General features: G+C 65.5%; 19 protein-coding genes. 10 read left to right on the top strand and 9 right to left on the bottom strand.

What is annotated here, in order from left to right:
• Positions 1–4: 4 nt before the first annotated feature.
• Genes LDO41_RS15760 through gcl form a run of 3 tightly spaced genes read right to left on the bottom strand, consistent with a single transcriptional unit; the run spans position 5 to position 3,557 of the window.
• On the bottom strand, positions 5–928 hold the full coding sequence (locus tag LDO41_RS15760; RefSeq protein WP_223989789.1) for a 2-hydroxy-3-oxopropionate reductase: 924 nt from the start codon (positions 926–928) through the stop codon (positions 5–7).
• A gap of 27 nt (positions 929–955) precedes the next feature.
• On the bottom strand, positions 956–1,738 hold the full coding sequence (gene hyi / locus LDO41_RS15755; protein ID WP_223989787.1) for a hydroxypyruvate isomerase: 783 nt from the start codon (positions 1,736–1,738) through the stop codon (positions 956–958).
• Positions 1,739–1,769: 31 nt separating this feature from the next.
• On the bottom strand, positions 1,770–3,557 hold the full coding sequence (gcl, locus tag LDO41_RS15750) for a glyoxylate carboligase (RefSeq protein WP_223989785.1): 1,788 nt from the start codon (positions 3,555–3,557) through the stop codon (positions 1,770–1,772).
• A 285-nt stretch (positions 3,558–3,842) separates the two neighbouring features.
• Between gcl and LDO41_RS15745 the strand changes: the two genes are divergently transcribed.
• Positions 3,843–4,604 (top strand): hypothetical protein, encoded by a 762-nt coding sequence (locus LDO41_RS15745; protein ID WP_223989783.1) that lies wholly within the window; start codon positions 3,843–3,845, stop codon positions 4,602–4,604.
• A 108-nt stretch (positions 4,605–4,712) separates the two neighbouring features.
• On the top strand, positions 4,713–5,624 hold the full coding sequence (locus LDO41_RS15740) for a LysR family transcriptional regulator (RefSeq protein WP_223989781.1): 912 nt from the start codon (positions 4,713–4,715) through the stop codon (positions 5,622–5,624).
• 221 nt (positions 5,625–5,845) lie between these two features.
• Here LDO41_RS15740 and LDO41_RS15735 read toward each other — a convergent pair whose 3' ends face one another.
• Together LDO41_RS15735 and LDO41_RS15730 are read right to left on the bottom strand one after the other, a co-directional pair.
• Positions 5,846–6,538, bottom strand: coding sequence for a GntR family transcriptional regulator (locus tag LDO41_RS15735; RefSeq protein ID WP_223989779.1), 693 nt, complete (start codon positions 6,536–6,538; stop codon positions 5,846–5,848).
• Between the two features lie 50 nt (positions 6,539–6,588).
• Positions 6,589–8,001 carry a C4-dicarboxylate transporter DctA gene (locus LDO41_RS15730; RefSeq protein WP_223989777.1) on the bottom strand — a complete coding sequence of 471 codons (1,413 nt, stop codon included), beginning with the start codon at positions 7,999–8,001 and terminating at the stop codon, positions 6,589–6,591.
• A 289-nt stretch (positions 8,002–8,290) separates the two neighbouring features.
• Here LDO41_RS15730 and LDO41_RS15725 point away from each other — a divergent pair, with 289 nt between their 5' ends.
• From LDO41_RS15725 to arsC, 3 genes are all read left to right on the top strand, one after another.
• A complete protein-coding gene (locus LDO41_RS15725; RefSeq protein ID WP_223989775.1) occupies positions 8,291–9,565 on the top strand; it encodes an allantoate amidohydrolase in 1,275 nt (424 codons plus the stop codon).
• A gap of 56 nt (positions 9,566–9,621) precedes the next feature.
• Positions 9,622–10,890, top strand: a complete 1,269-nt coding sequence (locus LDO41_RS15720; RefSeq protein ID WP_223989772.1) for a M20/M25/M40 family metallo-hydrolase — start codon at positions 9,622–9,624, stop codon at positions 10,888–10,890.
• Between the two features lie 183 nt (positions 10,891–11,073).
• Entirely contained in the window at positions 11,074–11,433 is a 360-nt protein-coding gene (gene arsC, locus LDO41_RS15715) for an arsenate reductase (glutaredoxin) (RefSeq protein ID WP_223989770.1), read from the top strand.
• Between the two features lie 78 nt (positions 11,434–11,511).
• On the opposite strand, the gene LDO41_RS15710 is transcribed toward arsC, so the two are convergent.
• The 3 genes from LDO41_RS15710 to LDO41_RS15700 all read right to left on the bottom strand — a co-directional run bounded on the left by LDO41_RS15710 (position 11,512) and on the right by LDO41_RS15700 (position 13,191).
• Entirely contained in the window at positions 11,512–11,754 is a 243-nt protein-coding gene (locus LDO41_RS15710) for a hypothetical protein (protein ID WP_223989768.1), read from the bottom strand.
• A 109-nt stretch (positions 11,755–11,863) separates the two neighbouring features.
• On the bottom strand, positions 11,864–12,529 hold the full coding sequence (locus LDO41_RS15705; RefSeq protein WP_223989766.1) for a 3'-5' exonuclease family protein: 666 nt from the start codon (positions 12,527–12,529) through the stop codon (positions 11,864–11,866).
• Positions 12,530–12,540: 11 nt separating this feature from the next.
• Positions 12,541–13,191, bottom strand: a complete 651-nt coding sequence (locus LDO41_RS15700; RefSeq protein ID WP_223989764.1) for an MBL fold metallo-hydrolase — start codon at positions 13,189–13,191, stop codon at positions 12,541–12,543.
• A 272-nt stretch (positions 13,192–13,463) separates the two neighbouring features.
• Here LDO41_RS15700 and LDO41_RS15695 point away from each other — a divergent pair, with 272 nt between their 5' ends.
• Positions 13,464–14,267, top strand: a complete 804-nt coding sequence (locus tag LDO41_RS15695; protein ID WP_377741604.1) for a septal ring lytic transglycosylase RlpA family protein — start codon at positions 13,464–13,466, stop codon at positions 14,265–14,267.
• 164 nt (positions 14,268–14,431) lie between these two features.
• Here LDO41_RS15695 and rsmI read toward each other — a convergent pair whose 3' ends face one another.
• Entirely contained in the window at positions 14,432–15,352 is a 921-nt protein-coding gene (gene rsmI / locus LDO41_RS15690) for a 16S rRNA (cytidine(1402)-2'-O)-methyltransferase (protein WP_223989762.1), read from the bottom strand.
• Between the two features lie 15 nt (positions 15,353–15,367).
• Here rsmI and LDO41_RS15685 point away from each other — a divergent pair, with 15 nt between their 5' ends.
• The 4 genes from LDO41_RS15685 to LDO41_RS15670 all read left to right on the top strand — a co-directional run bounded on the left by LDO41_RS15685 (position 15,368) and on the right by LDO41_RS15670 (position 17,927).
• Positions 15,368–15,745 carry a YraN family protein gene (locus tag LDO41_RS15685; protein ID WP_223989760.1) on the top strand — a complete coding sequence of 126 codons (378 nt, stop codon included), beginning with the start codon at positions 15,368–15,370 and terminating at the stop codon, positions 15,743–15,745.
• A 51-nt stretch (positions 15,746–15,796) separates the two neighbouring features.
• The gene (locus LDO41_RS15680) at positions 15,797–16,384 is read left to right on the top strand and encodes a phosphoheptose isomerase (RefSeq protein WP_223989758.1); all 588 of its coding nucleotides are present in this window, start codon (positions 15,797–15,799) and stop codon (positions 16,382–16,384) included.
• 196 nt (positions 16,385–16,580) lie between these two features.
• Entirely contained in the window at positions 16,581–17,438 is an 858-nt protein-coding gene (locus tag LDO41_RS15675) for a BON domain-containing protein (RefSeq protein WP_223989756.1), read from the top strand.
• 117 nt (positions 17,439–17,555) lie between these two features.
• Positions 17,556–17,927, top strand: coding sequence for a c-type cytochrome (locus LDO41_RS15670; protein WP_318036293.1), 372 nt, complete (start codon positions 17,556–17,558; stop codon positions 17,925–17,927).
• The last annotated feature ends 4 nt before the right edge of the window (positions 17,928–17,931 follow it).

Below are 17,931 nucleotides of genomic sequence, written 5' to 3'. Positions count from 1 at the left end.
GGTATTACTTGTCCTTCTTCGCGATCTCGTGGTTCGACATGATTTCGATCGCGCGGCACAGTGCCGAGTGATCGAGCTTGCCGAAGCCATGTGCCGAGCACGCGTTGAACAACTCCTGCGCGGCCGAGGTGTTCGGCAGCGACACGCCAAGTGCCTTCGCGCCCTGCAGCGCCAGGTTCAGGTCCTTCTGATGCAGCTCGATGCGGAAGCCCGGGTCGAACGTACGCTTGACCATGCGCTCGCCATGCACCTCGAGAATGCGCGACGAGGCGAAGCCGCCCATCAGCGCCTGACGTACGCGCGCGGGATCGGCGCCAGCCTTCGAGGCAAACAGCAACGCTTCAGCCACGGCCTGAATATTGAGCGCGACGATGATCTGGTTGGCCACCTTGGTGGTCTGCCCATCGCCGTTGCCGCCCACGAGCGTGATGTTCTTGCCCATCAGCTCGAACAGCGGCTTCACCTGCTCGAACGCTTCACCGGGACCGCCAACCATGATCGTCAGCGACGCCGCCTTCGCGCCGACTTCACCGCCCGACACCGGCGCGTCCAGATACGACGCGCCCAGCTTGTTGATGCGCGCGGCAAAGTCCTTGGTCGCGATCGGCGAGATCGAGCTCATGTCGACGACGATCTTGCCGTACGTGGCGTCCTTGCCCGCGGTCTTGTAGGCGGCCGCAATACCACGCTCGCCAAACAGCACCGCTTCGACGTGCGGCGTGTCCGGCACCATCACGATCACGATGTCCGCGCGCTTGGCCACTTCCTCAGCGCTCGTGCAGACCGTCACGCCGGCGTCCACGAGTGCCTGCGGGGCAGGGTTCACGTCGTGCACGAACAGCGTATGTCCGGCCGCGCGCAGATGACCCGCCATCGGTGCGCCCATGATGCCCAGGCCGACGAAGCCGATGTTGCGTTGGTTTGCCATGTATGTCTCCTCAGTGTTCCAGAATCGTTAGCGGATGTTGTGCTCGGCGCGCCAGCCCAGGCCAGCCTCCGTCGAGGCCCGTGGCTTGTACTCGCAGCCGATCCAGCCCTGATAGCCAATCTCGTCGAGAAAGCCGAACAGGTAGCGATAGTTGATCTCGCCGGTGCCGGGCTCGTTGCGGCCGGGGTTGTCCGCCAGTTGCACATGACGGATTTTCGGCAGGTTCGCCTTGATCGTCGCGGCGATCTCGCCCTCCATGCGCTGCATGTGATAGATGTCGTACTGCACGTAAAGGTTGGGCGCGTTCACCTGTTCGATCAGGTCGACTGCCTGTTGCGTGCGCGACAGGATGAAGCCCGGAATGTCGAACGTGTTGATCGGCTCGATCAGCAGGTCGATCTGCTCGGCCTTGAGCGCGTTGGCTGCAAAGCGCAGGTTCTCGACGAGCGTCTCGTTCGCGCTCTCGCGGCGCACGCCCTGCGGCACGATGCCAGCGAGGCAGTTGAGCTGCCGCACGCCGAGCACCTTCGCGTAACGAATCGCCTCACCCACACCATCGCGAAACTCGCTGACGCGATCGGGGTGGCACGCGATGCCGCGCTCGCCTGCTTCCCACTTGCCCGCCGGCAGGTTGTGCAGCACCAGATCGAGCTGGAAGCGGTTGAGGCGGTCGGCGATCTGATCCGCATGAAACGCGTACGGGAACAGAAATTCCACACCGCGAAAGCCCGCGCGCGCGGCGGCTTCGAAGCGGTCGAGAAACGCCACTTCGTTGAACAGCATGGTGAGATTGGCTGCGAGTTTTGGCATCGTTGGCTCTCCTCTCTTTTCTTGATCGTGTTCAGGCGGTTGCGCTTTCGGTCGCAACTTCTTCCGTCAGGATGGCTTCCTCGATGTCCTCGATCGGCTCGAACTCGTTGATGTTGTCGATCTCGGTCCCCATCGCGATATTGGTCACGCGTTCGAGGATCACTTCGACCACCACCGGCACCGAGTACTCCGCCATCAGGTCACGCGCTTCGGCAAACGCCGGTGCGATGTCCTCGGGCTTGAACACGCGCAGCGCCTTGCAGCCGAGGCCTTCCACCACCTTCACGTGGTCGACACCATAGCCTTCGAGCTCCGGCGCGTTGATGTTGTCGAACGCGAGCTGCACGCAGTAGTCCATCTCGAAGTTGCGCTGTGCCTGACGGATCAGGCCCAGGTACGAGTTGTTCACCACCACGTGGATGTACGGCACCTTGAACTGCGCGGCCACCGCGAGTTCTTCGATCATGAACTGGAAGTCGTAGTCACCCGAGATGGCCACCACATCGGAATCAGGCGATGCGGTCTTCACGCCGATCGCAGCCGGAATGGTCCAGCCAAGGGGGCCGGCCTGGCCGCAGTTGATCCAGTGACGCGGCTGATTGACCGACAGGAACTGCGCGGCGGCAATCTGCGACAGGCCAATGGTGGACACGTAACGCACGTCGCGCGGGAAGTACTGATTCATCTCGCGGTACACGCGTTGCGGCTTGACCGGCACGTTGTCGAAATCGCTCTTGCGATGCATCGTGCGGCGGCGCTTCTGCACGTCGGCGACCCATGCCTTGCGGTCGGGCAGGCGGCCCGCCATCTTCATCTCGCGCGCCACCTCGACGAACAGCTCGAGCGCGGCCTTCGCATCGGACACGATGCCGAGGTCGGGGCCGAACACGCGGCCGATCTGCGTCGGTTCGATATCGACGTGCACGAACTTGCGGCCCTTCGTGTAGACATCGATGCTGCCCGTGTGGCGATTGGCCCAGCGATTGCCGATGCCGATCACGAAGTCGGACGCCAGCATCGTGGCATTGCCATAGCGGTGCGAGGTCTGCAGGCCGACCATGCCCGCCTGCAGCGGATGGTCGTCAGCCAGCACACCCCAGCCCATCAGCGTCGGTACCACCGGCACGTTGACCAGCTCGGCGAACTCGACGAGCAGCTTGTCGGCGTTGGCATTGATCACGCCACCACCGCACACGATCAGCGGGCGCTCCGCGGCATTGAGCATGGAGATCGCTTTCTCGATCTGCGCACGCGAGGCAGCCGGCTTGTACGGTTGCAGCGGTTGGTACGTTTCCGGATCGAATTCGATCTCGGCCACCTGCACGTCGAACGGCAGATCGATCAGCACCGGGCCCGGACGGCCCGAGCGCATCAGGTGGAACGCCTGCTGGAACACCTGCGGCACCAGCGCAGGCTCGCGCACCGTCACCGCCCACTTGGTCACGGGTTTGGCGATCGACTCGATATCCACCGCCTGGAAGTCCTCCTTGTACAGCCGCGCGCGCGGCGCCTGGCCCGTGACGCAGAGGATGGGAATGGAGTCGGCCCAGGCCGAGTACAGCCCGGTGATCATGTCGGTGCCGGCGGGGCCCGACGTGCCGACGCACAAACCGATGTTGCCCGGTTCAGCGCGCGTATAGCCTTCGGCCATATGCGAGGCGCCTTCGACGTGACGGGCCAGCAGATGCTTGATCGTCCCAGCCTTGCGCATGGCCGAGTAGAACGGGTTGATCGCGGCGCCAGGGACGCCAAACGCGGTGGTGATGCCTTCCTTTTCCAGCACCGCGATCGCGGCGTCCACGGCTCTCATCTTCGGCATGATTTGTCTCCAATACCGGGTTGGTTTCTGATTGGAGTCGATCCTATGCCCGCAGCCGGCTGGGATAAACGGAACGACGATCAATTGATTCGATACCTCAGGTTTGGAATTGAGTTGGCGGCGTTGATAAATGTGACCGATGAGGTATGCAATGACGAAACTGTCGATCCCCCCAAGACGTGGGGGAAGCGTGCGAAGACCCACTTTGGTGCTGTTCGGCGCGCGTCATGATCGCCACAATGTCGGGTTGCCAGATGACTCGCTGTTTCCGCTCACATTCCAGCCATGTATGCCCGGTTGCCGCCCACGTACGAATTGATTGAAGCGCTCCGCGCCACGGATGTCGCGACACCGGTTGCCGCCAGTCCAGCGGTGTCGGTGGCGCGAGTGCTATGGGCCGCGTTTATCGCCGCGGTGGTGCCGACCGTGATCACTGGCAGCGCGCTCGCGTACTGGCACCTGCTGCTGCGCCAGCCGCCGCCCACGTGGTTGCCGGAGGCATTTCACGTCGCGCTGGCCGCCAGCGCCGCGTGCTATCTCGGTGCGTGGCTCGCGCGTATTGCGCAGCGGCGCGACGCGCTCTGGCATCCGCTGCGCTGGTTATCGCGGCGAGTCGACGCGCAGAGCTCTGCCGAGAACGCGCTGCTGCTGCAACTGGGGCGCATTCCTCCGCTGCAATTGCGCGCGCGTCAGCGCCGCGTGGTGCTGCAGGTGCGGATGTGGGAAGGCACCGCGCGCACCGTCGCGCTGCTGCTGGCGCTGGGGCCGGCCGCATTCGTGCTGTTCGATGGCGTATCGGGTGCGGCGCTGGGCGCGGCTCAGGGTGCGGGGCAAACGGCGGCTCAGGCGGCGGCTCAGGCGGCTGCTCAGGCGGCTGGTCAGGGCGTCGGCATCCAGCAGGTGGTGGCCGTCTATGGCGCGGTGCTCGTCGCGGGCGCGGCTTTCGCGTTGTTTGCCCAGCTGCAATGCTCGGGTCCGCTGCGCCGGCTTGCCCACGTGCTCGGCGAAGCGGCGGAGATCAACGAGGCTGTGGGCCGGGCAAGCTGAGGTTGGCTATGCGCGGTCGCACATGACCCGCATCGCAAGCGGGGGATGCGCAAGGCGCCGCGTATGCTTCACAATGGCCGGCAGGAGACAACCTGCAAGCCGGCCAACATGGACAAATTCAAGCAGATCGAGGCATTCATCGCCGTGGTGGAGCAGGGCAGCATGGCCGCCGCGGCGCTGACGCAGAACGTGACCCCGGTCATGATCGGGCGCCGCATCAACGCGCTGGAAGCACGCATCGGCGTCAAGCTGCTACACCGATCCACGCGGCGCATCGTCGTGACCGAGCAGGGCGCGGCGTTCATGGAGCAATGCAAGAAGGCACTGTCGGACCTCGACCGTGCCGAGATGCTGATCGCCGAAGGCCGGCACAAGGCCACGGGACACCTGATCGTCTCGGCGCCTGCCGCATTCGGCCGCAAGCACGTGGCCCCGCACGCGCCCGCATTTCTGCGCGCGAATCCGGACGTACAGATCTCGTTCAACCTGACCGACCGCGTGGTCGACCTCGTGCGTGAGGGCTATGACGTCGGCATTCGCATCGGCGGCGCGATCGATCCCAACTTCGTGGCGATCAAGCTCTCGTCGAACAAGCGCGTGGTGTGCGGCACGCCCGCGTACTTCGCAAAGTATGGCGTGCCCCATACGCTCGAAGACCTCGAGCGGCACAACTGCCTCGCGTTCAATCTGCAGGGTGGCCAGCAACGCGGCTGGTATTTCAACGACAACGGCAAGACCGTGACCGTGCGCGTGAACGGCAATCTTGATTGCAACGACGGCGAGTTGCTGCATCGCTGGGCCGGCGAAAGCCTCGGCCTCGGCTGGCGTTCGACCTGGGAGATCCTGCCGCAGCTCGAGAGCGGGGAGTTGATCACCGTACTCGACGAATTCGCGCTACCCGACTACGACATCCTCGCGGTGTACCCGCAACAGCGTCCGGTGCCCGCGAAGATTCGCTTCTTTATCGAACATCTGAAGGCACAGTTCGCACAGCCCGGGTATTGGAGTTGCAGAACATAGTGGAGCACACGCACGTAGTCTTTTACCTGATCTGCACGTATCGGCAGGATCAGAGACGCCAAAAAGAAAAAGCCCGCAGAGCCATTGCGGTCTGCGGGCAGCCCTTCTTGCGAAGGACGGGGAGAGCCGATGAAGTGCGCCCCCGCAACTTCATGGCCAGACCAATAATGCGCTCGCTCCCGGCCTTACACTTTGATCGAAATCAATAGTCACGCAGGCAGTCACGCCAGCAACGCCGTCACCAGATCCTTGCCTCGTGTGGCATCGGGTACCTCGTCGAAATGCAGCGCCGCCTCGACGTGCGCAAGGTGTTCCACCATCAACGCCACTGCGCGCTCGGTATCGCCAGCCCGCGCTGCCTCGATAAACTCGCGGTGCTCGTCCGACGAGCACGTGGCATCGCGCCGGGACTGGTACAGCATCGTGATCACCGCGCTGCGCATCGATAGCTCGCGCATGATGTCCGTCATGACGCTGTTGCCGACCACTTCGGCCATCACGATATGGAAATCGCCCAGCAGGCGCGTGCGCGTCTGCGCATCGTTGCCGTTGAGCGACTTGCGCTCGGCGGCCAGATGCTTGTCGATGCGTTTGTAGTCGGCCGCGGTGGCCTTGGTGACGAACTCGCGCGCGAGCGCTGCCTCCAGGATCCGCCGTACCGCGAACACCTCACGCGCTTCTTCGGCGCTGGGCTTGGCAACGAACGCGCCTTTGTCGGGCACGATCTGGATCACCTTGTCCTTCGACAACATCAGCAGGGCCGCGCGCACCTTGGTGCGGCTGACGCGATAGACGCTCGCGAGCGCCTCCTCGCGCAGCTTGGTGCCGGGCGGAAGGCGGTGCGAGACGATGGCGGCGACGATATCGTCGGCAATCGCCTCGGCGGTCATGTCTGGATCGATATGCTCGGGCATGGTGGCGCGCGTCGGGTGTGGCGCCGCGCTGAGACGGGAATGCCGAGATTCTAGCGCCCTACGGCGCTCCCGGGCAGCGGCGCGCTGGTTGGCACCCCGGTCGGCCCCATTACGCCACCCGCCGCGGGTGCCGGCATGCCCTCGTCGAGCTCGCCCGCGGAGATCGCGCCGTTGAGCACCGCATGCGCGCGCTCACGGTCGATATCCTTCTCCCATGCGGCCACCACCACGGTTGCCACGCAGTTGCCGATCAGGTTGCCGACCGCGCGCGCGATGCCGATAAACCAGTCCACCGACAGCACCAGCACCAGGCCGATCGCCGGAATGGCAGGGTGCGCCGACAGCGTGGCCGCGAGGATCACGATCGCCGAACCCGGAATGCCGTGCGCGCCTTTCGACGTGACGAGCGCCACCGCAAGGATGCCGAGCAGATCGCCGAGCGCGAGCGGCGTGTTGGTGGCCTGCGCAATAAACACTGCGGCAAGCGTCAGGTAGATCGAGAACGCATCGAGATTGAACGAATACCCGGTGGGAATCACCAGACCCACGACGGACTTGCGGATGCCCATGAACTCGAGCTTTCGCATGACTTGCGGCAGCACGCTGTCGGAGGACGCGGTACCAAGCACCACCAGCAATTCGGCGCGCAGGTAGCGAATCAGCTTGAACACCGAGAAGCCGCACGCGCGCAGGATGCCGCCAAGCACCGCGAGCACGAACACGATCACCGCGCCGTAAAACAGCACGACGAGGAAGCCAAGTTGCTTGAGCGACCCGATGCCGTACTTGCCCACCGTGAACGCCACCGCGCCCAGCACGCCGAGTGGCGCGAGCTTGATGATAAAGCCCATCATGCGAAACAGCGTCTGCGAGAACGTGTCGATCAGGTTCACGAGTGGCTTGCCCGGCTCGCCGACCAGCGACAGCGCGCAGCCGAACAGCACCGAGATCAGCAGCACCTGCAGCACGTCACCGGTCGCGAACGCGCCCATCACGGTATTGGGAATCAGCTTGAGCAGGAACTCGACGGTGCCCGAGCTTTTCACCTTCTCCGCGCTATCCACATAGGCGGCCATGGCCGAGGCGTCGAGCGATTGCGGGTTCACGTTCATGCCGGCGCCGGGCTGGAACACGTAGGCCAGCACCACGCCGAGCGCCAGCGCGATGGTCGTGACGATCTCGAAATAGATCACCGCCTTGATCCCCACGCGGCCCACCTTCTTGAGTTCGCCCGCACCGCAGATGCCGGCGACGACCACGCAGAACACGATCGGGCCGATCAACATCTTGATGAGCTTGATAAACGCATCGCCGAGTGGCTTGAGCTTGGCGGCGAACTCGGGGGCGAGCAGCCCGAGTATCGTGCCGATCACGAGCGCGATCAGAACCTGACCAAATAGGGAACGCGTAAAGCGGGTGTGCAGGCGCGCGGGCGCACGCTGCGAGGGAATGGCTGGCTGCATGGCTGTCTCCGTGCGGACCGGTCCGCGCGAGCCGCGCAAGCCTCGTGCACATAGCCGGTCCTGTCTGGTTCAAGGTCGCCGGTCATCGTTGTCGGATTGGATTGTCCGCAGCCGATTGTCCGTGCGTGCAGGCCAATATAGTGCATATAATTTTTGTATGCAATTTTTGAATTCACTGTGCTAACATGAATCGCAGAGAATAAGACTCATGGCGCGTTTCTTGTTAGGCATTCGCTCTCAGGAAACTCGGCAATCTCGCGCAGAGTCATCGCTTGAGCAGGAGACATGCATGGCAGCAAATCCAAATCCAACGTCGGCCGCCGCGTTCGTGAACCACACGGGCGCGCGCATCATGGAGTGGGCTGACGCCCTCGCCGTCCACACCGAGCAGCCCGGCATGCTCACTCGTACCTACCTCACCGACGCGCATCACGGCGCGGCCGCGCAACTGGCCGCATGGATGGAAGCGGCCGGCATGACCGTACGCCGCGATGCGGCCGGCAATGTCATCGGCCGCTACGAGGGCACCGCGCCGGACGCGCCGGTGCTGCTGACCGGTTCGCACTTCGATACCGTGCGCGACGCGGGCCGTTACGACGGCAACCTCGGCGTGATCTTGCCGATTGCCTGCGTCGACGCCTGGCATCGCGTGGGCCGCCGCTTTCCGTTCGCGATCGAAGTTGTCGGGTTTGCCGAGGAAGAGGGTGTGCGTTTCAAGGCGACGTTGCTCGGCAGCCGCGCGATTGCCGGCACCTTCGACACGCGCGTGCTCGACAACCTCGATGACGCCGGCAGCACGATGCGCGATGTGATGCGTGCCGCGGGCTTCGAGCCCGACCAGCTGCCCGCCGCCGCGCACGATCGTCGTCAGGTGCTCGGCTTTATCGAGGTGCATATCGAACAGGGGCCGGTGCTGCTCAACGAAGGGCTGCCGGTGGGCGTGGTGACTGCCATCTCCGGCGCGTCGCGCTTCCTCGTCGAACTCGAAGGCCTGGCCGGCCACGCTGGCACCGTGCCGATGGAAATGCGCCGCGACGCCGCGATGGCGGCTGCCGAGATCGGCCTGTATATCGAGCGCCGCTGCGGCGGCAAGCCGGGGCTGGTGGGTACGGTGGGCCAGTTCAATGTGCCGAACGGCGCCACCAACGTGGTGCCCGGTCGCGCGGTGTTCTCGATCGATATTCGTGCCGGCGACGACGCCGAGCGCGAGGCCGCGGTCAACGATGTGCTGGCAGAGATCGAACGCATCTGCGCGCGCCGCAACGTGCGTGCGGCGCAGGTGCGCAAGACCCATGAGGCCGCCAGCGTGCCGTGCGCGCCGTGGCTGCAGGATCAGTGGGCCGCCGCGATCGAGCGGGCGGGTGCGCCGGTGCGGCATCTGCCCTCGGGCGCCGGCCACGATGCGATGGCGATTGCCGCGCTGACCGACGTGGCGATGCTGTTCGTCCGCTGCGGCAACGGCGGTATCAGCCACCACCCCACCGAAATCATGACCGCCGAGGACGCCCAGGTGGCCGCGAACGTGTTCAGCGCGTTCGTCGAGCACTTCCAGCGCAAGCAATAACCGATAAGCGATACGCAATACGCAATACGCGATATCTATCTACATAGAGCCAAGACATGACTGCACGCGACAACATGAACCCCACCGAGACCACGCTCACGCAATTCATCGACACGCATCGCCCGGCACAGGAAGCATTCCTCGCCGAGCTCGTGAAGGTGCCGTCGGACAACCCGTCCGGCGATTGCGATGCACATGGCAAGCGCGCCCGCGCACTGCTCGAGCAGCTCGGCTTCACGGTGGAAGCCCACAAGGTGCCGGATGAGAAGGTGCGCGCGGCTGGCATGATCAGCGCGACGAACCTGATCGTGCGCAAGCAGTTCGGCACGGGTGGCCCGGTTATCGCGATGAACGCGCATGGCGACGTGGTGCCGCCGGGCCTCGGCTGGACGCGCGATCCGTATGGCGCGGAGATTGGTGACAGCGAGCATGGTCCGGTGATGTACGGCCGCGGCGTGGCGGTGTCGAAGTCAGACTTCGCCACGTACACCTATGCCACGCTCGCGCTGATCGAGGCGGAGAAGCAGGGTGCCCGGCTCAATGGCACGGTCGAGCTGCAGTTCACCTATGACGAGGAAACCGGTGGCGATATCGGCCCGAAGCTGCTGCTCGACGAAAAGCTGAGCAAGCCCGACTACGCGATCTCGGCCGGCTTCTCGTATGGCATTACCTCGGCGCACAACGGTTGCCTGCATGTGGAAGTCACGGTCAAGGGCAAGCAGGGCCACGCGGCCATGCCGCATACCGGCGTCGATGCGATCGAGGCGGCCACGCACATCCTGCAGGCGATCTACGGACTGCGCGCGGAACTGGCGACGCGCAAGTCGAAGGTGCCCGGCATCGATCACGCGACGCTCAATGTTGGCCTGATCAAGGGCGGCATCAACACCAACGTGGTCCCGGATCTCGTGACATTCCGCGTCGACCGCCGCATGATCCCCGAGGAGATTGGCTTCGACGCCGAAGGCGAGCTGCGCGCGGTGGTGGAGAAAGCAGCGAGCGAGCGTCCCGGCATCGAGGTCAAGGTTGAGCGCATCATCCTCGCCGAACCGCTGTCGCAATTGCCCGGCGTGGAGAAGCTGATCGGCGCGCTGAAGTCACGCGCGGAAGCCGTATTCGGCGTGGAGATCCCGGTGCACGGCGTGCCGCTCTACACGGACGCGCGCCACTACACGAGCCACGGCATCCCGACGGTACTGTACGGCGCCGGCCCCCGCACCCTGATGGAAGCCCGCGGCCACAACTCGGACGAAAACCTGCGCCTGAACGACCTGAACCGCGCCACCAAGGTAGTCGCGCTGGCGCTGGCAGACCTGCTGGGCTAACCGGCCGCAGTTGCCTTTGGTTTGCTCCCCTCTCCCTTGAGGGAGAGGGGCCGGGGGAGAGGGTGAAAGCAAAATAACCAATTGTTTTCTCCCCTCTCCCTCGGGGAGAGGGGCCGGGGGTGAGGGCACACGCCTCACGAAGCGATATAGTCCCGCTATTCCCAGTCTTCGAAGGCCCCAGCCATGATCACGATCTACCACAACCCGCGTTGCTCCAAGTCGCGTGAAACCCTCGCGTTGGTCGAAGCCGCCGGTCAGCGGCTCGGCGAACCCGTGGAGATCGTCGAATACCTGAAGACCCCACCAACGGTATCCACACTGCGCCAGCTGCACACCATGCTCGGCGTGCCGGTCCGCGACATGCTGCGCGACGGCGAAGCGGTCTACAAGGAACTCGACCTCGCCGACGCCGGCCTGACCGACGCCGAACTGCTCGCGGCCGTGGCCGACCACCCGATCCTGCTGCAACGGCCCGTCGTGGTACGCGATCGCCGCGCGGTCATCGGCCGTCCGCCCGAGAACGTCGAACAGCTGCTCGCCTGACAAAAACAAACCGGCCCCCGACGCAATGTCGGGGGCCGGCCGGTCAGACGAGGGGGATCGCGTCAAGCGGGGTCGTCGTTATTGAACACCCAGCCAGTGCATGGCCTCCTGACCGAAAGCGATCCCTGCCAGTACCACCAGCAGTACGACCAGCGTAACGGTACTAACGTAGAGCGTCGCCTTGGCGATCTCCGCGTCCTCGTCGGCCCAATTGGGCCGCGAGAATGAAGAGTGACGCGCCGACGTACGCCCGTGGTCCCAGTGCGGCCAGTGAAGTCGGGCCGTCCAGTCCTTGAAGTGATGTTCGGGATGAAATCGCATGATTCACACCTCCTTGGGCATCGTGGCCCAGGTCGCCATCGGCATGCTTCTACTATAGCCAAGTGCACGCAAAATGTGGCCTCGGCCCACCGTCAGAAACGGAGAAGTGTTAGGTAGCCGACGCAGGAGGTGATTGCTCGCTTTCGCCGGAAGCATCGCCGATAGCAACGTCAGACAGCGCCGCAAGCTGAGCCTCCCGCTCGCGCAGGGCGGCGAGCATGTTGCAGAAGAGCGCGCCCTGCTCAAGCGCGTCGTCGATTGCAACGTGCGTATGAGGAAGTGGATCCTTCCAATGGTCCGGTAACGCGGGTTTGACGGTCTTGCGGTACGGCAGCCCCGTCAGCGCAAAGCCCAGTGTCTTGATGTCGAGCGCGGCCCAGCCGAACGGCGAGCGGCCCGCAAACCGCATCATGTACCAGAACATCCACGTGAAATCGAAGCCGGCCGGAAACGCCACGAACACCGGCTTGCCCGGCAGTTGCTCGACCCATTCGACGTAGCGCACCAAGGCATCCTCGGGGCGCTGCAGATCGCGGCGGCACGCGGCCCAGGCCTCGGGCTGGGTTTCCCACCACTTCATCTGCACCGGATGGCCGCTCGCGCCCGGCAGCAATTCGAGGTTCGCCGAGAATGTGCCGAGCACGGTCTTGTCAGCCAACATCGCCGCCGAGGCGAACGACAGCATCGAGTGCGGGCCGGGAATCGGGCCATCGGCTTCGATATCGGTACTGACGTAGATCTCGGGACGGGTGTCGGGCGCTTGTTTTTTTGCCATGGAGGCTCGGGTCAGTCCACGCCAACCACATGGTCGGCGACGAAGGGATTGCTGCGGCGCTCCTCGCCAAACGTCGACACCGGACCGTGCCCCGGTACGAAGGTCACGTCCTCGCCAAGCGGCCACAGCCGCGTGCGAATCGAGCGAATCAGGTCGGCATGATTGCCGCGCGGAAAATCGGTGCGGCCAATCGACCCGGCGAACAGCACGTCGCCCACGATCGCCAGCCGGTTCGCACGCGAGAAGAACACTACGTGTCCGGGCGTATGGCCCGGCGTGTGATAGACCTCGAGCGTCTCGCCGCCAAAGCTCACCGTGTCGCCATCCTCGAGCCAGCGGTTCGGCTCGAACGCCTCGGCCTGGCCGAACCCGAACCTGCGGGTCTGGTCGGGCAGCTGGTCGATCCAGAAACGTTCCTCCTGCTGCGGTCCCTCGATCGGGATGCCGAGCTCGCGCGCCAGCGCCGCGGCGCCCGCACAGTGATCGACATGCCCATGCGTCAGAAAGATCTTTTCGAGCGTCACGCCCTGCTCGGCCACAGCGGCGCGAATGCGGTCGAGATCACCACCGGGGTCGCAGACCGCCGCGCGGCCGGTGGTTTCGTCGATCAGCAGCGAGCAGTTTTGCTGGAACGGCGTGACGGGAATCAGAAGGACTTTCATGGGGCCTGCGGGGGTATCGACGGGGATCACTGCGGGTGGGTCAGGAGTGACTCATTGTAGCCCGCGATCTTGTTTTCGACCGCCCGCACCGCCATCCCGCAGGCGCTCAAAGTGCGTCCGGGGACACTCGCATTCGAAGGGGTGCCATGTTCCGCAATCCCTTGCCAGGCCAAGGATTGCGGGGAATTGAGCGCTCGCTTTACCCGCCCGCCTTAAATTTCGTAACAAAATCAAGAGCATAGCCAAAGGGTGCCAGTGTTAGACTTCGGCTCATGACCAGTCTAGCCACCCTGCGCCCCGGTTTTTCCGAGGGCGCCAACCGTTTGCTCAACCGATGCGCCGTCCTCGCGTGCGCACTGGTGATGGCTGCCTGCGCGACGCCGCCGGGCGGGCCGGGTAGCGACGGTGCGGACGTGGCGGGCACGCCCGGCAGTTCGATCGCCACGCCCACGCGCGGCGCGACGAAGACCAAGCCGACCCAGGGCAAGTCCGCGAAGACGGAGGGCGCCAAGCCTGACGATCGCGGCAACTGGGATCTGTTCGGCTGGGGCAAGCAGGACGGCGATGGCGCCAGTAACCCGTCCTCGCTGGATGGCCTGCGCGCTGACATGGGTACGTTCGAGCAGCGCGGCATGGCCTCGTGGTACGGCAAGGGCTTTCATGGCCGCAAGACAGCAAACGGCGAACGCTTCGATATGCGCGCGATGACCGCCGCGCATCCGTCGCTACCGCTGGACAGCTGGGTGCTGGTGCGCAATCTGCGCAATGACAAGGTGGCCGTGGTGCGCATCAACGACCGTGGCCCGTATCACGGCAACCGCGTGCTCGATCTGTCGTACGCGGCGGCCAAGCGCCTGAATTTCGTCGATCACGGTGCCACGCAGGTGGAAATCCGCCGGCTCTCGCGCACCGAAGTGGCCGCGCTGGGTCCGCAGATCGACGGCGGCGGCAACGAGGCCGGCGACGGTACCGGTGCCGACGACCTGAGCCCGCCCGATACGGCCAATACGCTCGTGCCGACAAGCAAGAAGGCGAAAGCCGGCGCCCGGGCGAAGACCGTCAAGCGCAAACACTGAGCGCAGGCGGCAGGGTGGCGAGCGCTTTCGACCGCCTGACCGACCGCCGCCTGACTGCGCCGCGCCATCTGGCGCACAGCCGCAGTGGCCACCCCGGCAGCGTCCCCCACGCCCGCCCGCCGCATCTCTCCTCGTCTTACTCGCCAGTCCGCCCATCGGCTGGCTCAATCTTCCGCGTCATTCCCCTGCGCCTTGCGCGAGAGCGCCAGCTGGTACAGCGCGTCGGTCTTGGCACCGGTGATCGCCGCCGCCAGCTTGGCCGCGCGCTTGGCCGGCAGCTCGGCCAGCAGCAGATCCAGCGTGCGCACGGCCTGTGCGTCCACGGCGTCATCGCTATCTACACCGGCTTCGTCGCGGCGCACGCCTTCCACCACGATCACGAACTCCCCCTTGCCGCGCGACGCCTCGCCGGCCAGCCAGCCCGGCGCGTCCGCAGCCACCAGCACTGGCGTTTCCTCGAACAGCTTGGTCAGTTCGCGGCCGATCATCAGGCGCCGAGCGGGCAGGGCGGTGGCCAGCGCGGCCAGCGTCTCGCCAATCCGGTGCGGTGCCTCATAGATGACCCACGGATGGGCAAGCGTGGCCAACCCGGCAATGGCTTCGTCGCGCGCGCGCGCCTTGCCGGGCAGGAAGCCGACGAAAGTAAAACGGCCCTCGCCGTGCTCCAGCATGTCGCCGGCCACCGAGAGCGCCGTCACGGCCGCGCTGGGTCCGGGCAGCGGCACCACGCCGTGCCCGGCCGCGCGCACGGCCTCCACGAGCCGCGCGCCGGGATCGGAAATCCCCGGCGTGCCTGCATCGGAAACATAGGCGATGCGCTCGCCAGCCGCGAGTCGCGCGACAATGCGTTCAGCCGCCTCGCGCTCGTTGTGTTCGTGCACGGCCACCAGCGGACGGTGCAGCCCCACGCGGGTCAGCAGCTGGCCGGTATTGCGCGTGTCTTCGCAGGCAATGGCATCGACCAGGCCGAGCACATGGAGCGCGCGCAAGGACAGGTCCGCGACATTGCCGATCGGGGTGGCCACCACGTACAGGGTGCCAGTTGGATAGGTCTGGCCTGCGGCCAGCGAGTTCCAGTCAGCCATGCTTGAGAACTTCCTTTGAATCGTCCATTCAAAACCACCACGACGCAGGCAGGCGCGCACGCGGAAGACCAGGCGCTGGCCTGGCTCGAAGGGCGCGGGCTGACGCTGGTGGTTCGGAATTATCGCTGCAAAGCGGGCGAGATCGATCTGATCATGCGCGCGGCTGACCAGACACTGGTATTTGTCGAGGTACGCCAGCGGCGCGGCGGCGCGTTCGGCGGTGCCGCCGCGAGCGTGACGCGGACCAAGCAGCGCCGGCTGCTGGCGGCCGCCGAGCGCTATCTGCTGACCCTGGAGCGTATGCCGGCGTGCCGGTTCGACGTGGTGGCAATGGAGAGCGGCCGACTGGAATGGCTGCAAAACGCGTTCGATCTCGATGCGGCTGCGTCATAATGCGGCGGCAATACGAAACACCCGCAGCAAAGAAGGAAGGCCCACAGAGCCATGAGCATCGACAGTATCCAGCAGTATTTTCTGGACAGCGCCGACGTCGCGCGGCAGGCCGCGGAAACGATGGCGCCGCACATCGACGCCGCGGTAGAACGCGCGGTGGCGGCGCTGACCAGCGGCAACAAGATTCTCGCGTGCGGCAACGGCGGCTCGGCCGCCGATGCGCAGCATTTCGCGGCGGAGCTGATCGGCCGTTTCGAGCGTGAGCGGCCCGGCCTCGCGGCACTCGCGCTGACGACGGACAGTTCAATCCTGACCGCCATCGGCAACGACTACGATTTCAGGGTCGTGTTCTCGAAGCAGGTGGAGGCGCTCGGCCAGCCCGGCGACGTGCTGCTGGCGCTCTCGACGTCGGGCAACTCCGCCAACGTGATCGCCGCGATCGAGGCAGCCCACCAGCGCGACATGGCCGTGATCGCGCTGACCGGCCGGGGCGGCGGCGAGATCGGTACCATGCTCGGCGAGTTCGATATTCACCTGTGCGTGCCGAGCGACCGGACCGCGCGCGTGCAGGAGGTACACCGGTTGACGCTGCATTGCATATGCGACGGCATCGACGATGCGCTGCTGGGCGAGGCCTGAGGCGGCCCGCAGCCGTGGCGCACGCAGACTTATCCCGGGTTGTCCACAGAGCAGTCCACAGCCCGACGCTCTTTGTTCACTGCTTATCCACCGGATGGGTGCCAGTTATCCACCGGATACTCACAAATGCAGCATCGTTTGCTAGCGCTTGCTTTCTAGCTACCTCGCAGACCCATTGCCCTGAGCCAAGGACCGCATGAAGAACGTGCTTCTCCCGACCCACCTCTCTTCCTCCTCTTCCACCGCACCGGCACGCTTTGCGCGCACCGCCGTCACCGTCGCCGCGCTGCTGGTGGCCGCCACGCAGCTGGCGGGTTGCCTCCCGGTGATCGCCGCCGGAGCGGTTGCCGGTGGCGCGCTGATCGCCGCCGACCGCCGGCCCACGGGCACCCAGACGGTCGACCGTGGCCTGCAGCTCGAAATCGAGAACACTCTGAGCACACGCTATAGCGGCGGGCAGGCCAGCGTGAGCGTGACGGTGTTCAACCGCAAGGTGCTGCTGACCGGCGAGGCCAGCAACGATCAGGTCAAACAGCAGATCGAACAGTACGTGCGCAGCCTGCCGAACGCGCGTGAAGTCATCAACGAACTGCAGGTCACGTCGTCGCCAGGCTTCATGACCACCAGCAATGACGCGTACCTGACCAGCAAGGTCAAGACGCTGCTGGCAACGACCGACGGCGTGCCGGCGAACTCGATCAAGGTCACCACCGACAAGGGCGTCGTGTACCTGCTGGGCGTGGTCACCGCGTCCGAGGGCGACAAGGCGACCGATATCGCGCGCAATGCGAGCGGCGTGGTCAAGGTGGTGAAGGCGTTCGACTATGTAAGCGACGCCGAGCGCGCGCGCCTGGACGCCGCGGCAGCGGGCGGGCAGAGCACCACCACGGGCGACAGCCCGGTCGGCACCCCGGCCCCGGTGCAGTCCGTGCCCGGCGCCGCGCCGAACGCACCGGTCACCTCGGGCGCGCCGGCCAACACACCGGTGCCGGGCACGGTCAGCACGCCGGTCGGATCACCCGTGACGGTGCCGGCCGGCCGCAACCTGCCCTGACCGATGCGCGCGCCGCCGGTCGCCCTCCATTACGCCCGCGGTCGCGCGCCCATTTGCTACGGCGCTTTCGTTCGCGCCCTTGCTTGTGCGGCGGCGGCCTGCGCAGTCGCCTGCGCCTTGCCGAGGCTGGCGTTCGCGCAGCCGGCCGCGCCGGACTCCCGCACCACGGTCGGCGTGCAGGCCGAGCGCACGCTGCAGGCGCGCCAGCAGGCCGCCAGTTGCGCGGCCTGCCACGGTCCTGACGGCCGCGCGCCGGCGGGCAGCGTGATCCCCGCGCTGGCTGGCCGGCCGCAGGCGCAGATGGTCGAGCAGATGCTCGCATTCAAGAACGGCCAACGCGCAGGCACCGTCATGCCGCAGCTCGCGCGTGGCTATAGCGATGCCGAGATCGTCGCCATTGCGGCCTGGTTTGCCGAGCAGCGAGCTGAGGGGCCACCCATTGACCGATCCGGCGGGCAACCCGAAACGCCCCAGATCGAACGGAAATAGCGCG

Source organism: Cupriavidus pampae, from assembly GCF_914271485.1.
Lineage (GTDB): Bacteria > Pseudomonadota > Gammaproteobacteria > Burkholderiales > Burkholderiaceae > Cupriavidus > Cupriavidus pampae.
The sequence above is the reverse complement of the archived record's forward strand: the minus strand, read 5'-3'. Positions and strand labels throughout refer to the sequence as shown.

Coding starts and splice junctions, on each gene's coding strand:
- LDO41_RS15760 (WP_223989789.1), bottom strand. CDS start 928: ATGGCAAACCAACGCAACATCGGCTTCGTCGGCCTGGGCATCATGGGC.
- hyi (WP_223989787.1), bottom strand. CDS start 1,738: ATGCCAAAACTCGCAGCCAATCTCACCATGCTGTTCAACGAAGTGGCG.
- gcl (WP_223989785.1), bottom strand. CDS start 3,557: ATGCCGAAGATGAGAGCCGTGGACGCCGCGATCGCGGTGCTGGAAAAG.
- LDO41_RS15745 (WP_223989783.1), top strand. CDS start 3,843: ATGTATGCCCGGTTGCCGCCCACGTACGAATTGATTGAAGCGCTCCGC.
- LDO41_RS15740 (WP_223989781.1), top strand. CDS start 4,713: ATGGACAAATTCAAGCAGATCGAGGCATTCATCGCCGTGGTGGAGCAG.
- LDO41_RS15735 (WP_223989779.1), bottom strand. CDS start 6,538: ATGCCCGAGCATATCGATCCAGACATGACCGCCGAGGCGATTGCCGAC.
- LDO41_RS15730 (WP_223989777.1), bottom strand. CDS start 8,001: ATGCAGCCAGCCATTCCCTCGCAGCGTGCGCCCGCGCGCCTGCACACC.
- LDO41_RS15725 (WP_223989775.1), top strand. CDS start 8,291: ATGGCAGCAAATCCAAATCCAACGTCGGCCGCCGCGTTCGTGAACCAC.
- LDO41_RS15720 (WP_223989772.1), top strand. CDS start 9,622: ATGACTGCACGCGACAACATGAACCCCACCGAGACCACGCTCACGCAA.
- arsC (WP_223989770.1), top strand. CDS start 11,074: ATGATCACGATCTACCACAACCCGCGTTGCTCCAAGTCGCGTGAAACC.
- LDO41_RS15710 (WP_223989768.1), bottom strand. CDS start 11,754: ATGCGATTTCATCCCGAACATCACTTCAAGGACTGGACGGCCCGACTT.
- LDO41_RS15705 (WP_223989766.1), bottom strand. CDS start 12,529: ATGGCAAAAAAACAAGCGCCCGACACCCGTCCCGAGATCTACGTCAGT.
- LDO41_RS15700 (WP_223989764.1), bottom strand. CDS start 13,191: ATGAAAGTCCTTCTGATTCCCGTCACGCCGTTCCAGCAAAACTGCTCG.
- LDO41_RS15695 (WP_377741604.1), top strand. CDS start 13,464: ATGACCAGTCTAGCCACCCTGCGCCCCGGTTTTTCCGAGGGCGCCAAC.
- rsmI (WP_223989762.1), bottom strand. CDS start 15,352: ATGGCTGACTGGAACTCGCTGGCCGCAGGCCAGACCTATCCAACTGGC.
- LDO41_RS15680 (WP_223989758.1), top strand. CDS start 15,797: ATGAGCATCGACAGTATCCAGCAGTATTTTCTGGACAGCGCCGACGTC.
- LDO41_RS15675 (WP_223989756.1), top strand. CDS start 16,581: ATGAAGAACGTGCTTCTCCCGACCCACCTCTCTTCCTCCTCTTCCACC.